This is a genomic window from Mobiluncus holmesii ATCC 35242 (genome assembly GCF_000185445.1).
Taxonomy (GTDB): Bacteria; Actinomycetota; Actinomycetes; order Actinomycetales; family Actinomycetaceae; genus Mobiluncus; species Mobiluncus curtisii.
The window spans coordinates 1,408,408-1,422,662 of sequence record NZ_GL622346.1 but is presented as its reverse complement, the minus strand read 5'-3'; the positions used below and the strand labels follow the sequence as shown (position 1 = coordinate 1,422,662).

At 59.5% G+C, this 14,255-nt stretch carries 11 protein-coding genes; 8 read left to right on the top strand and 3 right to left on the bottom strand.

All coding sequences use genetic code 11. From position 1 onward, the window contains the following. The first annotated feature begins 163 nt into the window (after window positions 1–163). From HMPREF0576_RS06130 to HMPREF0576_RS06100, 7 genes are all read left to right on the top strand, one after another. Complete coding sequence (locus tag HMPREF0576_RS06130; protein ID WP_004011155.1) at window positions 164–2,482, top strand: cell wall-binding repeat-containing protein; 2,319 nt, start codon at window positions 164–166, stop codon at window positions 2,480–2,482. Window positions 2,483–2,625: 143 nt separating this feature from the next. Further along, entirely contained in the window at window positions 2,626–3,258 is a 633-nt protein-coding gene (locus HMPREF0576_RS06125) for an acyltransferase (RefSeq protein ID WP_004008980.1), read from the top strand. A 32-nt stretch (window positions 3,259–3,290) separates the two neighbouring features. Next, window positions 3,291–4,391: a DegT/DnrJ/EryC1/StrS family aminotransferase gene (locus tag HMPREF0576_RS06120; protein WP_004011154.1), complete on the top strand. Its 1,101-nt coding sequence runs from the start codon at window positions 3,291–3,293 to the stop codon at window positions 4,389–4,391. Between the two features lie 112 nt (window positions 4,392–4,503). Then, complete coding sequence (locus tag HMPREF0576_RS06115; protein ID WP_004011153.1) at window positions 4,504–5,490, top strand: Gfo/Idh/MocA family protein; 987 nt, start codon at window positions 4,504–4,506, stop codon at window positions 5,488–5,490. Window positions 5,491–5,639: 149 nt separating this feature from the next. Further along, window positions 5,640–6,872 (top strand): glycosyltransferase, encoded by a 1,233-nt coding sequence (locus HMPREF0576_RS06110; protein WP_004011152.1) that lies wholly within the window; start codon window positions 5,640–5,642, stop codon window positions 6,870–6,872. 76 nt (window positions 6,873–6,948) lie between these two features. After that, complete coding sequence (gene wecB / locus HMPREF0576_RS06105) at window positions 6,949–8,025, top strand: non-hydrolyzing UDP-N-acetylglucosamine 2-epimerase (RefSeq protein WP_004011151.1); 1,077 nt, start codon at window positions 6,949–6,951, stop codon at window positions 8,023–8,025. Between the two features lie 169 nt (window positions 8,026–8,194). Continuing rightward, window positions 8,195–9,559 (top strand): nucleotide sugar dehydrogenase, encoded by a 1,365-nt coding sequence (locus tag HMPREF0576_RS06100; protein WP_004011150.1) that lies wholly within the window; start codon window positions 8,195–8,197, stop codon window positions 9,557–9,559. A 40-nt stretch (window positions 9,560–9,599) separates the two neighbouring features. On the opposite strand, the gene HMPREF0576_RS06095 is transcribed toward HMPREF0576_RS06100, so the two are convergent. Further along, window positions 9,600–10,592 (bottom strand): glycosyltransferase family protein, encoded by a 993-nt coding sequence (locus tag HMPREF0576_RS06095; protein WP_004011149.1) that lies wholly within the window; start codon window positions 10,590–10,592, stop codon window positions 9,600–9,602. Between the two features lie 144 nt (window positions 10,593–10,736). Between HMPREF0576_RS06095 and HMPREF0576_RS06090 the strand changes: the two genes are divergently transcribed. Continuing rightward, window positions 10,737–11,819, top strand: a complete 1,083-nt coding sequence (locus HMPREF0576_RS06090) for a glycosyltransferase family 4 protein (protein WP_004011148.1) — start codon at window positions 10,737–10,739, stop codon at window positions 11,817–11,819. Between the two features lie 58 nt (window positions 11,820–11,877). On the opposite strand, the gene HMPREF0576_RS06085 is transcribed toward HMPREF0576_RS06090, so the two are convergent. Beyond that, a complete protein-coding gene (locus tag HMPREF0576_RS06085; RefSeq protein WP_115306601.1) occupies window positions 11,878–12,939 on the bottom strand; it encodes a glycosyltransferase in 1,062 nt (353 codons plus the stop codon). After that, complete coding sequence (locus tag HMPREF0576_RS06080; protein ID WP_004011146.1) at window positions 12,926–14,242, bottom strand: lipopolysaccharide biosynthesis protein; 1,317 nt, start codon at window positions 14,240–14,242, stop codon at window positions 12,926–12,928. Before HMPREF0576_RS06080 ends, HMPREF0576_RS06085 begins: the two co-directional genes overlap by 14 nt. Between the last annotated feature and the right edge of the window lie 13 nt (window positions 14,243–14,255).

Genomic DNA, 14,255 nt, shown 5'->3' with positions numbered 1-14,255 from the left:
AGCTGCGGTGGATAGCTGCAGCTGCGTTACTATTGTGGCTGGTGTGAAAATTAAGCATCAAAACATATCAAACCGTGAGATAATTTTGGATTTTTTGTAAAAATCTCTGGACAGAGATGATTAAAATAGTCATGCTAAATTGCAGCACCGATGGGAGGAACTTATGCGCAAACGCGGCATCATGTGGTCTTTAGTGGTATTGAGTCTGTTGGCGAGTCCGGCAGCGGTGGCAGTGGCAGCGGAACGGAACGGCGGTATCACCGATAAAGTCAGCTCCAATTTTGCGAGCCACGCAACACTGGACACTCTGGGTGACTCGGAGCTCAACCAGAAAACGGCAGCCTTCCAAGCTTCCCAGCGAGGCGAGGTACCTTTGTTTGACAGTCGGGGGATGCTCCGGTCCTCGCACCACGAGGTTGCTGCCAACACTGGTCCGACAGACAAACTCGTCTCCACTGTGAAAGTGCAGGCACCAGTGGCGCTGATAGCGGCGCGGTGGTCACCTCGCGGTCCGCAGCCCCTGGTGGTAATGGGGCGTTATTTGCAAGCCGGGACCTGGAGCGAGTGGCAAACCATCGGCGACGAATTCGATTCCACGAAAGACGACAAGCTGAACGTAACGGAACCTTGGATTTTGACCAACGTCGCGAAAGCACAAATCGCGGTGGTAGTCCCGCGGGGCGCGAAACTGCAGCCCACTGTAGAAGTGATTGATTCCCAAACCAGAGCCGAGGACCACGCTTATGCGACCGTCGAAACGGGAGACACGAAAGCATTTGTGTCTGCCGGAGTGAAACCTGGCATCGCCACCGGTCCCGATGGGGGCAAGGAAAAGCCCAACAAAACTAATGATGCCGGTAAACAGGTCATTCCTCCCGACCCGGCGCGAAACGCTTGGACCAATGTCCCGGCAACGGGGCGTCCCGCCACGGTTTATTCCCGAGCCGACTGGGGAGCGAACGAGTCTTGGATGGGATGGAGACTCCGGGCGGGCGCGGTCCGCGGAGCGGTGGTGCACCATACCGCCACGGGAAATAACTATTCCCCCGGTGACGTTCCGGCTATCCTGCGTTCCATTTATCGCTATCACGCCATCAGTCTGAAGTGGGGTGATATCGGCTACAACGTGCTGGTGGATAACTTTGGTCGCGCCTGGCAAGGGCGTGCGGGTGACTTCTGGTCCTCCAACATCGTCGGCGGGCACGCCTATGGTGTAAACAGCACGACTTTCGGGATTTCCGTGCTGGGCAACTACATGGAATACCGCCCCTCGGACGCGGCTGTAGATACGGTGGCGCGCGTCGTGGCTTACAAGTTGCGTCCCACCGGTTTGGACCCGTTGAATCTGCGAACCAACATCCGTAAAGACGGACACGATTTTCTGGCTCCGGTAGTTTCCGGGCACCGTGACGTCGGGGCTACCGCCTGTCCGGGCAACGCCTTTTACGCATTCTTGCCGACGTTGCGGCAAATGGTGGCGCACTATGTTTCTGAGCCAGGAAACCCCATCGTTCCCCCCGGTCTCAGCCAAGCACAGCAAAATCAAGCCAGCATGGGTATCCCCACGCTTTTGGCAGGACCGGACCGGGTGGGGACTGCCCTGTCCATCGCGCGTTATGCCTTCCCGCAGGGGGCACGCACGGTTTACGTAGCCAACGGGGTGAATACCGCTGACGCGCTGGCAGGAGGGTCACTCACGGATGGTCCGATTGTACTGGTGCTGAACAAGCGGGATGCCCAAGCCGCGGTCGCGAAATACGTGAAAGAAGCGAAAGCTACCAAGGTGGTCGCTTTGGGCGGTACCGGCGCGGTCAGTGACGCGGTGCTGAATACGGTGGCAGCAGGAGTGGATACCGACCGAATAGGGGGTCGTGACCGAGTGGAGACTTCTGCCCTCATTGCTCGTCACGCCGCGGAAACTCGACCTGCCAGTGCCGTTTTCTTGGCGGAAATGTCGCGAGGAGTCGATGCGTTGGCTGCTGGTTCACTGACCGCCGGACCGGTCATCCTGGTTCCCACCAACGGCAAGCTGCCCCCGGTCGTCACCCAAACGATTGCGGCGATTAAACCGGCGAAAGTAGTAGCTTTGGGCGGTCCGGGCGCAGTGTCCGACGCGGTGTTGTCGCAAGCTGCCGGCGAGCGAGCTAGCGAGCGAGTTTTCGGATCGGACCGCTACCAGACTGCTCGTGAAATCAGCAAGTATCAGTTCCCCAATGGGTCAGCACATGTCTATCTCGCTTCGGGCACTAACCCTGTCGATGCCGTAGCTGGAGGAGTGCTCAGCGACGGACCGATTCTGCTGCTGCCCAATGCGCTGGGAAATTCTCTGGATGGAGCCACTTCCGCTGAGATTGTGCGTCTCCAGGCGCGTGCTGCCACTGCTTTGGGTGGTCCGGGCGCGGTGTCTGCGGAGCAAATGAAACAAGTTTTCATGACCTTGGACACTATCCCTGCTCCGGCTGCGCCAGCCGGTTCCAAATAAGTTCTGACTAGCGGGGGCTTGGGAATCATCCTGAGCCCCCGTTTTTTGTGCCCGAACTATCGGCGGAGTCTAGGTCTGTGAAACCGGAGATGTCTGAGATTTACCGCATTCCGTCAGGTTCTGTAAGACCCGGTTGGGATAAGATGGAGGAGTTTGATTTGCTCGGAAAGGCAGCTATGGGTCGTATCGTTGAAACCGCTCAAATCGCGCCGTCGGCCTCAATCGGTGCCGACTGCTCGATTTGGGATTACGCCCAGGTCCGCGAAGACGCGGTGCTGGGGGAAAACTGCATTGTGGGACGTGGAGCCTACATTGATGCCGGCGTGAAAGTCGGTGCGAACTGCAAGATTCAAAACTATGCCTTAGTCTATGAACCAGCCATGCTGGAGGATGGCGTGTTCGTCGGACCGGCCGCGGTTTTGACCAATGACCAGTGGCCCCGAGCCATCAACCCAGACGGTACTTTGAAATCCGCAACGGATTGGGAAGCCGTGGGGGTGACGTTGCGTCATGGCTGTGCCATCGGGGCTCGGGCGGTGTGCATCGCCCCGGTTACCGTGGGGCAGTGGGCGACAGTCGGTTCCGGTGCGGTGGTCAGCCGTGACGTTCCTGATTACGCCCTGGTGGTCGGCGTTCCGGCTCGCCAGATTGGCTGGGTGGGACGTGCTGGGGTGCGCCTGGAACCAGTGGCGGGCAAGACCGGGTGCTGGCAGTGCCCAGTCACCGGACAGACCTATACCGAAACTGACGGAATACTGACTTTGGACCAAGCCTAAGTACGGCTGAGAAACACAAGCAAGGAGACAACATGAGTAAAGAATTCATCCCCGCCGCGAAGCCGATTATTGGCGCGGAAGAACGCGAAGCAGTGGATGCGGTACTGCGCACCGGGATGCTGGCTCAGGGCAGTGTCGTGGCCGAGTTCGAGCATGTTTTCGCCTCCCAGCTGGGAGCGGGGCGCGAAACGGTGGCGGTCAACGCCGGAACCTCCGCGTTGCTGTGTGGGCTGCTGGCAGCGGGAATCGGGGCGGGAGACGAAGTTATCGTGCCGTCCTTTACCTTTGCCGCTACGGCGAATTCGGTGGCGTTGACCGGGGCAAAGCCCGTGTTTGCTGACATTGAAGCGGAGCATTTCTGTCTCGATCCCGCTGCGGTTGAGGCGGCAGTTACACCGAACACTAAGGCGATTTTGCCGGTACACCTCTATGGACATCCAGCTAATATGACCGAGCTGGGTCGGATTGCTCGCGAACACGACCTCATGATTTTTGAGGATGCCTGCCAGGCTCACGGAGCCACCTGGAATGGTCAACAGGTGGGGACATTTGGGACTTTCGGGGCGTTTTCGCTGTACCCCACCAAGAACATGACCTCCGGTGAAGGCGGCATGATTACTTCTGAGTCCTCTGAACATGCCCGCAAATGTCGTCTGTACCGCAATCAGGGCATGGAAAAGCAGTACCAGAACGAAGTCATCGGCTTTAACCTCCGCATGACGAATATTCATGCCGCAATCGGGCGTGAGCAGCTGAAAAAGGTCTCGGGCTGGACCGCGAAACGACAGGAAAACGCTGCTTTCCTGAGCGCAAATCTGCAAGGGGTCACCGTCCCGGCTATTGCTCCACAAGCGTCTCACGTGTTCCACCAGTACACTATTCGGGTCACGGCCGACCGCGATGGGTTTGTCCAGGCATTGCGCGAGGAATACCAGATTGGTTCGGGCGTTTACTACCCGATTCCCAATCACCGGCTGGGGTCCCTGTGCCACTTTGCGCCGGGGTTGGACCTGCCCCAGACCGAAGCGGCGGCCCGCGAAGTCGTGTCTCTGCCGGTACACCCTTCCCTGGATCAGGAAGACCTGGAGCGCATCGTGACCGCCGTCAACGCCCTGGTGAAAGCCGGTGCCTAGATTCCAGCGTGGCGCCGGTGCGTTAGCATGGGGCGTCGCGTGGTGGTGTGGAGGCGTTTAGAAACGGTCCGGGGGGCCGTTTTAGCCGGAACTCGAAGCAGATAGGAAAGTCATGAAAGAAATACGTGTTGGTGTAATCGGAATCGGCTCAATGGGCAGGCACCATGTCCGCAATGTCCGTGAGACCCCTGGCGAAACTCTGGTTGCCGTGGCGGATCCGGCAGGGGACAAGTTCGGTGTGGCAGGAGAGCTTGAGGTCCTGCCTGACGTGACCGCCTTGATTGGCGCCGGTATCGAGGCAGCGGTCGTGGCAGTGCCCACGGCTTTTCACCTGGAGGTGGCGTTGCAGCTGGCTGCCGCGGGCATCCCGGCTCTCATTGAAAAGCCCCTGGCACGTACGGTTGCAGAAGGGGAACAAATCGTGTCCGTTTTCCAGCAAGCCAACCTGGTGGGTGCCGCCGGTTATGTAGAGCGCTGCAACCCGGCGTTGATTGAGCTGCAAAAGCGGGTTGCTGCTGGCGAGCTCGGGGAAGTGTTCCAGATTGCCACGCGACGCCAAGGTCCGTTCCCTGCCCGAATTTCAGACGTGGGGGTCATTAAGGACCTGGCTACCCATGACGTGGATTTGACCGCGTGGATTGCCGGTGCTCGCTATCAATCAGTGTCTGCCCGGACAGCTCGCAAATCCGGGCGCGAACATGAAGACCTGCTGGTCGCCACCGGGGTGCTGGAAAACGGGGTGCTGGTGAACCACATCGTTAACTGGTTCAGTCCTTTCAAGGAGCGCCTGACCACCGTGACCGGTGAAAAGGGCGCGTTGGTCGCGGACACGATGAACTCTACTTTGACGTTCTATGAGAATGGTACCAAGGCTGTGGAATGGGATCAGGTGGCGAACGTCCGCGGGGTCAGTGTGGGCGAAGTAACCCAATATGCCTTGGATCAGCGCGAACCGTTGCGGGTCGAGCACGAAAACTTTGTCGCCGCCCTGAACGGGGACGCCAGCCGAATCGTGCCGCTCACGGACGCGCTGCAGACCCTTAGGGTATTGGAGGCGATGGTCCAGTCACGAGACACGGGGCAAACGGTCGACTTGTAGAGCTGCGAGCCGAGCGTGTCGCGGCGCTACTGACCACCGTCAGAAATCTGCAAAATGTTTCGCTGTGCCACGGCTGGCAGAGCGAAACAAGTTAGGTTCACGCCCGACCAGCTCCCTGACAAACCGAAAAATGCAACCAATCCGCCCTTATGAACGCAAAACTGGGAAAGAATAGAGCTATGCGTCTACGTCCTGATGTCACCGTGGTGTCCCGGATTTTTGCTCCGGAGCCGGCCGCGGCGTCGTTCCGGCTCGAAGCCCTGGTGAAAGCCCTGCTAGAACAACGTGCCGCCGTAAGCGTGCTGACCACTATTCCTGCCCCCGGCACTGACCGCGATGCGCGGGCGCAAGTCGAAACGCAAACCGGCGCGGGGGACCTGTTGCACGTCCAACGAGTCCAGGCTAAACGCGACGAAACCGGGTATATCCGCGGCTACCTGCCCTATATGAGTTTTGATATTCCCGCGTTTTTCCGGCTCTTTTGCGCCCCTAGCCCCAGGGTTTATGTCAGCGAGCCGCCGCCGACCACGGGGGCGATGCTGCGAGTTTTGGCAGCTTTGAAACGCCGTCCTTACGTCTATTACGCGGCTGATATTTGGTCAGATGCGGCGCAGACGAGCGCTCCGGGCTGGGTGGTGCGGGAGTTGCGGGTGGTGGAACGTTTCGCCCTGCGTGGAGCCGCCACGGTCATCGCCGTGTCTGACCAGGTGGCAGCGCGTTGTCAGGAGCTGGGAGCCCGACGGGTAGCAGTGGTGGAAAATGGGATTGATACCGAGGTGTTCACCGAGCTAGGTCCTGACCCGCTGCCAGTGGCAGGGTTGAGCGCGGATGAGGTCGCACAGACGGATTGGCTGGTTTATGCCGGCACTGCCTCGGAATGGCAGGGGGCAGAAATTTTTGCCGAGGTGTTTGCAGAAATTGCCCCGAAGTTTCCCCGCGCCCGCCTGCTGTTCCTGGGGCAGGGCAGTTCTTTCGCTACTATGCACGAGATTGCCGCGCGTCTAGAACCGGGTCGGATTCTGTTTGATCAAGTGTCTGCGGAACAGGCCGCGGCGTGGCAGCGTCAGGCGCGAGCTTGCCTGGTCAGTATCAAACCTGGACAGGGCTACGATTTTGCCTACCCGACCAAGGTGCTGGCAGGGCTGGCTTGCGGGACTCCGGTAATTTACGTCGGCGCGGGTCCAGCCGCCGCGGACATCACCGAAAACCAGTTAGGTTTGGCTCTGCCTTATGACCCCGACGTTTTGAAAATGGCATTGACCAGCGTTTTAGAGGGGCGGTTGCGGTCTGGTGAGACGCGAAAATGGGTGCAGGAGCACCGTTCGTTGCGTTTGACCGGTCAGAACGCGGCACGGGTGGTTTTGGCGCGGATACGTCACTAGATTCCGGCGTCAGGTCCGTGGGGTGCCAGCGGGTCATGCCTAGGTACAGATGCTCCGGGATTGGTAAGTTAGAGACGTGAAAATCATGTCGATTGTGGGGGCGCGCCCCCAGTTTGTGAAACTGGCACCGATTGCGAGGGCGTGTGCCCAGACTGCAGTGGAACACCTGATTGTCCATACCGGACAGCACTACGACCCGATGCTGTCCGAAGTGTTTTTTCAAGACCTGGAGATTCCGCATCCCGACGTACATCTCAACGTGGGCAGTGCCAGTCACGGGGTGCAAACCGGGCGAATGCTGGTCGAGTTGGAACCGGTCATTGCCGATGCCAAGCCGGACTGGGTGCTGGTTTACGGGGACACAAACTCGACACTGGCGGGGGCATTAGCGGCGGTAAAGATTCACCAGCGGGTCGCACACCTGGAGGCCGGGCTGCGTTCCTTTAACCGGGACATGCCCGAAGAAATCAACCGGGTGCTCACCGACCACGCCGCGGATTTACTGCTGGCACCCACCCAGGTCGCGATGCGCCACCTGGCAGAGGAAGGTTTGCAGAATCGCACGGTCCTGGTGGGAGACGTGATGACTGACGTGTTGTTCACCATCCGCGACCGGGTGCAATCCGGGCAGATTACGAACCCTATCCCCGCCGAACTCAGCTTGGCGCCCTCTCAATACGCCCTTGCCACCATACACCGAGCCGAAAATACTGACGATTCGAGCCGTCTCGAGGCCGTCGTGGCGGCTCTCGCGGACCTACCGTTCCCCGTCGTGCTGTTAGCCCACCCGCGCTTGCGCGCCAAAGCGGAGGCGGCGGGCGTGAACCTGACCCGTGGAGCCATTCACTTGCACGAACCACTGGCATATCCGCAGCTGGTAGCGGCAGCGCTGCAAGCCCGCCACATTGTCACCGATTCCGGCGGACTGCAAAAGGAAGCGTTCTTGCTGCGGGTTCCTGCCACCACGGTGCGACCCCAAACTGAGTGGGTAGAGACGGTTGAGCTGGGCTGGAATCAACTGGCGGAGCCGTCTTCCCTGGTCCAGGCGGTAACTCGACCTCTGCCGGAGCCAACCACCGCCACCCCCTATGGAACCGGTGTCGCAGCGCAAGAGGTCTTGAAGGTCCTGCGGGAGCACGCTGCGCAGAGCTGATTTGCGCCCCTGAACCGGTTTGTCAGCTCGGTTGCCGGTCACGGCGCAGGTGCTCTTGCCCTCCGGGGGGACTCGTCTGGCGTAAAATCAACCGGGGACGGATGGCGCCGAGCTCACGCCCAGACGCCCAGAAGACATCGCGAAAGTGTCGCGAAGGAAAGGAAACACCGTGAAAATCGCTGTTGTGGGAATGGGAAAGATTGGTCTGCCGCTGGCGACCCAATACGCGTCAAAGGGTCATCAGGTTGTGGGGGTAGACATCAATCCGCACACGGTTGAGTCCATCAACAGTGGTGTGGAGCCGTTTCCGGGGGAGGCTCACCTGGGTGAATACCTGACAAAGCTGGTTCCGACCGGGCAGCTGCGCGCCACCACGGACTATGCCGAGGCAATTCCCGGTGCGGACGCGGTCGTAATCGTGGTGCCACTGTTCGTTAATGACCAGACCTGGGAGCCAGACCTCGCGATTATGGACGCCGCCACGACTTCCGTGGGAGAAAACCTCACCGCCGGCACACTGGTCAGCTATGAAACGACCCTGCCGGTAGGCACGACTCGGCGCCGTTTCCAGCCGATGCTCGAAAAACTCTCCGGTCTGCGAGAGAGCCAGGACTTTTGGATGGTGTTCTCTCCCGAACGCGTGTTGACCGGGAGAGTGTATGCTGACCTGCGCCGTTACCCGAAATTGGTGGGCGGGCTGAGCGCGGAAGGGACTCGGCGCGGTCTCGAGTTCTATCGCGCAGTGTTGGATTTTGACCAGCGCCCCGACCTGCCTCAGCCCAACGGCGTGTGGGATATGGGCAGCGCCGAAGCTGCCGAAATGGCGAAACTGGCCGAAACAACCTACCGGGATGTGAACATCGGGCTGGCTAACCAGTTCGCGCGTTTCGCTGATAGCGCCGGGATTGACGTGATGAAAGTCATCAACGCCTGTAATTCCCAGCCGTATTCCCACATTCACCGTCCCGGCATCGCTGTGGGTGGGCACTGCATCCCGGTCTATCCCCGCCTGTATCTCTCGACTGACCCTGACGCAACCGTGGTGCGCTCCGCCCGGGTGGCAAACTCGGGAATGCCGGGTTACGTGGTGGGACGTCTCTCACAAGCCCTTGACGAGCAGGGCGCGACACTGTCCGGGGCGACCGTGGTGGTGCTGGGCGCGGCGTATCGCGGCGGCGTCAAAGAAACCGCGTTTTCCGGTGTGTTTGCCACTGTCGCGGAGCTTTCGCAGCGCGGGGCGCATGTGGTGGTGCACGACCCGATGTTTAGTGACGAGGAGTTGCGCGGGTTTGGCTGGGAGCCTTATCACCTGGGCGAGCCGGTCGAAGCCGCCATCCTCCAGGCCGACCACGCTGAATATCGGGAACTGTCCGCAGCGGACTTGCCCGGAGCGAAAGTGATTTTTGACGGCCGCGGCATCCTCACGCCCTCGCGTTTCCCCACCGCGCGTTACCTGCGGGTCGGCGGCGGTGCCAGCACGGACAGCGACGTGACCACGGCTTTTGCCGGCGCTAAACTGGCGACCGACGCTTAAAGAATCGAACCTGTTTGTTCCTGGTTCAGACAGCGTCAGCTCAGATAGCGTCGCGGTAGAGTTTCTCCAAGCGAACAGCATAAGGCGAAGCCTGGTGGTGACTATACACCCAGTCTTTGCCCCCCAGAGCGGCAGCCATCGCCGGAGGATCTTGCAATGCCTGAGCAATTCCTGCCATAACGGTTTCCATGTCTCCTTCGATAACAGGAGGGGTGCTGCCGTCATCCGGGCGGGGAATCCGGGAACCGAGCGCCGCCAGAGGCAGACCAATAGCCATAGCCTCAAATTCAGAGACAGCGAGAATGCGGTTGGCTTGACCGATAGCGAGGGTCCCGCCGGCAAGCCACTGCAAGTAATCCGCATGTTTCATTTTTGGTTGCAGCTTCACGCCCAGAGACTTCGCCGCTGCGGCGCCGTAACCCCAATCCAAGCCTTCCAAGGGAATCTGGGGGAAAGCCCGTCGCAGTTCGCTCACGAATTGCAGTTGTTCTGCAATGCCTTTGTCGTCATCCCAGCGCGAGGTAAAAATAATTTTCGGGGCATTGTGCCCTAGCTGCCACTTCGGCAGGAACTCAGTCTGGACGAAAGCCGGCATATATTCCGCGTCGCCACGCGCGGTGGTGGCTTCTTCGATGGTGTCCAGGTTTGTGTAAAAAACTGCCTGAGCCTCATCGATGGCACGCTGTACCTGGTCATGGTACGGTGCTTCTTTCCAGCGGCGACGAATGTCACTCCCGTGCAGGTGCAGAAAGTAAGGACGCTGCGGAAGGGGAGACTGGTGAATCAGCGGTACCGAAGTGGCGTAGTGAACGTGCACCACATCCGTTCGTCGCAGGTGGGACCAGCGACGGAAGAAATATGGGGTCCAAGCCAGTCGTGACAGACCGGATCCGGGATTGACCTGGGGACGCACCAAGGCGGGCGGCAGATAATCCCAATCCCAACCCTGCTGCCGGGCAGCGCGGACCAGGGACTGCCCGACGTTAGCACAATCATTGAAGTGCAGGACTCGAGGGGAATCAGCGCTGCTCATACCCCTATTTTAGGGGGAAAAGCCAGTCGGCGCTCGATACTTAGATATCACCGTGAGTCTGGGTCAGTGTAGACTGGTCAGGTGCGTGTTTTGGCTGTAACTACCTGGTTTCCTCATCAGAAGCGTCCCTCCAGCGGTGCTTTTGTGGTGAAGGATTTACATGCGATTGCCGCTGCCGGGAACCAAGTGCGAGTCGTTCATTTGGACGCGGATCACCGAGGTTCCCCGCAACGTTTCCAATACGAAGGCATCGCGGGGCTGCGAATCGCGTTCCAGCCACTCAACCCGCTTTCGGCAGTGTCAGCCTCACGTCGCCTGCGCAGTTCCGTGGGGGACGCCGACGTGATTCACTCGATGGCGATGTCCACCCTGTTGCCTACAGCTTTGGCGCGCCCTCAGGTGCCGTGGGTACACACTGAGCACTGGTCCGGGCTGACGAACCCTGACTCACTGACCCCACTGCTACGACAGGCTCGAAAAGTCATTTTTCGGCTGGAGAAACTTCCGGACATTGTCACTACCGTTTGCCCCTATCTGTCCCAGCCTATCCGCCAATATCGGCATCGCCCCACGGTAGAAGTGCCCTGCGTCGTAGAGCCGGTGCCTGACCTGACTCCGCGGAAACTACCTGCCCCAGAGCCCTGGCGTCTGATTTCAGTCGGGGGACTGGTGGAACGCAAGGATCCGATTTTTGCGCTACAAGTCGTGGAGGAGCTGCGCCACAGAGGGCGTCGGGCGGAACTGACTTGGGTGGGTCAGGGACCTTTGGAAGAAGCCGCGCGTGACTATGCGACCAATCACGGTCTGCCTTTACGACTGACCGGACCTTTGCCCTATACCGGGGAGGGCGGAGTTTCGGCGGAACTCCAGGCAGCAGACCTGTTTATTGGTCCCACTCACGGCGATAATTTCTTTGTGTCTTGCGCCGAAGCGATACTGAACGGTCGTCCCGTGGTGGTCGGCACGGCAGGGGGTCACCCTGAGTATATGCGCGACTTTGTGGGGCGGGCTATCGCCACCCATGACGTGACCGCCTACGCGGACGCGGTGACGGAACTGTTGACTGCCACCCCCGATGACGCGCCTGGAGCCGAGACTATTGCCGCCAGTATCGGCGCAGCCTTTTCCAGCCAAACCGTCGGGGAGTCCTACCGGAAAGTTTACGAGGCGGCCGTGGCGGGGGACCCCGCACTTTTGGAGCGGCTGCCTTCCTGGCGGGGCTGGTAGACCGCACAAGGTCGGGGCGTCAGGTCGCGTGGTGCCCTCAGTTTGCGTCGAGCTAAAGTTAGCGCACCAGGAAACTAGCCACGTCAAAACGGAGTGGTCCCTCCCGGTGGCACCACCCTTGTGCATACGCCGGAACGAGGGCTGCGGGCGTAAAGAACCGACTCCGAGCCTGAGCTAACTGGAGCAGCTGTTCATTGGGGGATTGTGGGTTTAAGATGGCATGCAACAAAGCCGTGTCAGCTCGTGAGAAAGCCCGCTCACAACCGGGGGCAAAATCGCACAAAGATTGGGCAATCGCCGCCAGAGAGACACGTTGGGCGGGTGTCCAAAAATCCATTTCTCGGTTCAGTAACAGTCCAAAAACGTGAATCCGCAGAGTCTTGATTGCCACCCCGGCGCGCATTTCTGCACTCCAATCTGCCACCCAAGACCGAGACAACAAATCAGTGATGTGTTGCAGCTCCAGATCTACCGGTCGAGACGTAGTGGTGACCCGCGTTTTCGCGTCTTCGCCGACCAGGTAGCCGGGTCCGCGACGCTGCACCACCACTGGAGACGAAGAATAGAGTCGCATCGAAAAAGCAATATCTTCACCCACCGGAAAGTCAGGAGTCATGTGTAGTCCCAGTTCCTCCAGGCGTTCGCGACGCATTAACCCCAACGGGGCGGAACGATAATAGAGCCGATCTTTGGCAAAGTCTGCCACCCCGTGGAGCCAAGGGCGAACCGCGGGGGCATGAATCGGACGGCGGGCTTTTCCGCGGTGCAGTCGCGTCAACACCATAGCAGCGTCCCAACGTTTCGCCAGCGCACGCCAATAATCGACTGCCCCCGTTTCCAGGACATCGTCGGAACCCATGATTGACACGAAGCGGGTGTCTGCGATGGCTAACCCGTGATTGAATGGCCCCGCCGGGGAGGGGATACCATCCGTAAACGGCTCCACACGCACCCGGGAGGCCAGCGGGCCCAAGGCGGTGCGCATCCCTTCTGAATCCGTATTATGGGCTACGACCAGCACATTTACTCCGCTGGAACGTAACACTGAAGCGACCGCGCGTCGAATCGGGCGGTTGGGGTCGTGGCAGGCGATAACTACGGTGGTATCATTCTTGGTCACTGTTTTTGGTCTCCTTTGCTCCACTATTCCGGTCCCAGGCTTGGGCGGCAAGGTCCGCCAATACCAGCAAAATCAGCAGCATCACTGCCATCATCAGGCTCAAAATCTGCAGGGTTGACAGGAAATCCAGCGGGGAAAACGCCAGCCAACCCAGGGGAATCGCGGTAAACAAGATGGCGTGCAATAAAATCCAGGCCTGCCGCCCGGTCACCACGAACACCCCAGAAATCGGGGAAGTTATCAAGTTTACCGCCAACCATGGCACCAATGCGCGGGTAATCAAGCCAGCTTCCACCCACTGGGGACCGAAAACGAAGGGGAGCAGCCACGGCGCCACAATCCACAGCAGTACGAAAGGACCCATCCCGAACAGGAAGGCGCGTTTCATCACCGCCCGCACCAGTCCGGTCAGCTGTCCCGGCTGTACTCGTGCCATGCGTTCCAGGAACACCTGAGAGATCGCCCCGTTCAACAGGGCAATCGGGGCCTGCAGGACTCGCCAAGCCAAGTTAAACTGGCCCAGTGAACCGAGCGCCGCGACCCCAATCAACATCTGAATACCGTTGGTTCGCACCGCATCCACCAGCGCATTGGGGAGGTTCAGCAGGGGCATTTTGCGGTATTTGCGTGCCATGTCGCGCATCCGGGGGGTATCGGTGGCCACGGGATGCCAGACGGTTCCCGATTGGCGCCCCAGATTGAACAGCGCCCACAGCAAGCCAATGAAGTTCCCGAAAATCAGCCCCAGGAAACTGCGCAGACCGCCGAGTCCAAATCCCAGCTGTCCCAGAGACGAACCCACGCCAGACTCAAAACGATTCAGCGCGATGACGCGATACTGGCGCTGGCGGTTATACCAATACTGCCAAATCGCGACTTGTGCGGAACAAAAAATCGCCAGTCCCACCAGCGGCAGCCAGGTGGCCAATGTTTCTGAACCCCACACCTGTAACACGACTGGTCGCGTGGCAAAAGCCAGGATTGTCGCCACGACCGATACGGCGAGGTTCGCGCGGGTGGCGAGACGGGCCAGTTGGCGAGCTTCGTCATCCGTATCCGGCAGTACGATAGCTACGTCGTAGCGCAGGGTGGCGATGACCACGAAGATGCTGGAAATGGAGGAAAAGAGCGCAAATTCTCCAAATGCTTCCGGGGTGAAAATTCTGGCAGTGAATATCGAAACAATGATGGCAACGGCTTGACTGGCGGCAGTGCCCGTCGCCAAGATGCTGATATTGGACAAAACGGGATGCGCCTCGGCTTGTTTCCGCAGCCAAGCTCGCAGACGATTGTTGGTGTCCATCAGCTAATTTCCG

Excerpts from the sequence above, each read along its gene's own strand:
- HMPREF0576_RS06125 (WP_004008980.1), top strand. The coding sequence starts at position 2,626 with ATGGAGGAGTTTGATTTGCTCGGAAAGGCAGCTATGGGTCGTATCGTT.
- HMPREF0576_RS06110 (WP_004011152.1), top strand. The coding sequence starts at position 5,640 with ATGAACGCAAAACTGGGAAAGAATAGAGCTATGCGTCTACGTCCTGAT.
- HMPREF0576_RS06095 (WP_004011149.1), bottom strand. The coding sequence starts at position 10,592 with ATGAGCAGCGCTGATTCCCCTCGAGTCCTGCACTTCAATGATTGTGCT.
- HMPREF0576_RS06130 (WP_004011155.1), top strand. The coding sequence starts at position 164 with ATGCGCAAACGCGGCATCATGTGGTCTTTAGTGGTATTGAGTCTGTTG.
- HMPREF0576_RS06120 (WP_004011154.1), top strand. The coding sequence starts at position 3,291 with ATGAGTAAAGAATTCATCCCCGCCGCGAAGCCGATTATTGGCGCGGAA.
- HMPREF0576_RS06080 (WP_004011146.1), bottom strand. The coding sequence starts at position 14,242 with ATGGACACCAACAATCGTCTGCGAGCTTGGCTGCGGAAACAAGCCGAG.
- HMPREF0576_RS06115 (WP_004011153.1), top strand. The coding sequence starts at position 4,504 with ATGAAAGAAATACGTGTTGGTGTAATCGGAATCGGCTCAATGGGCAGG.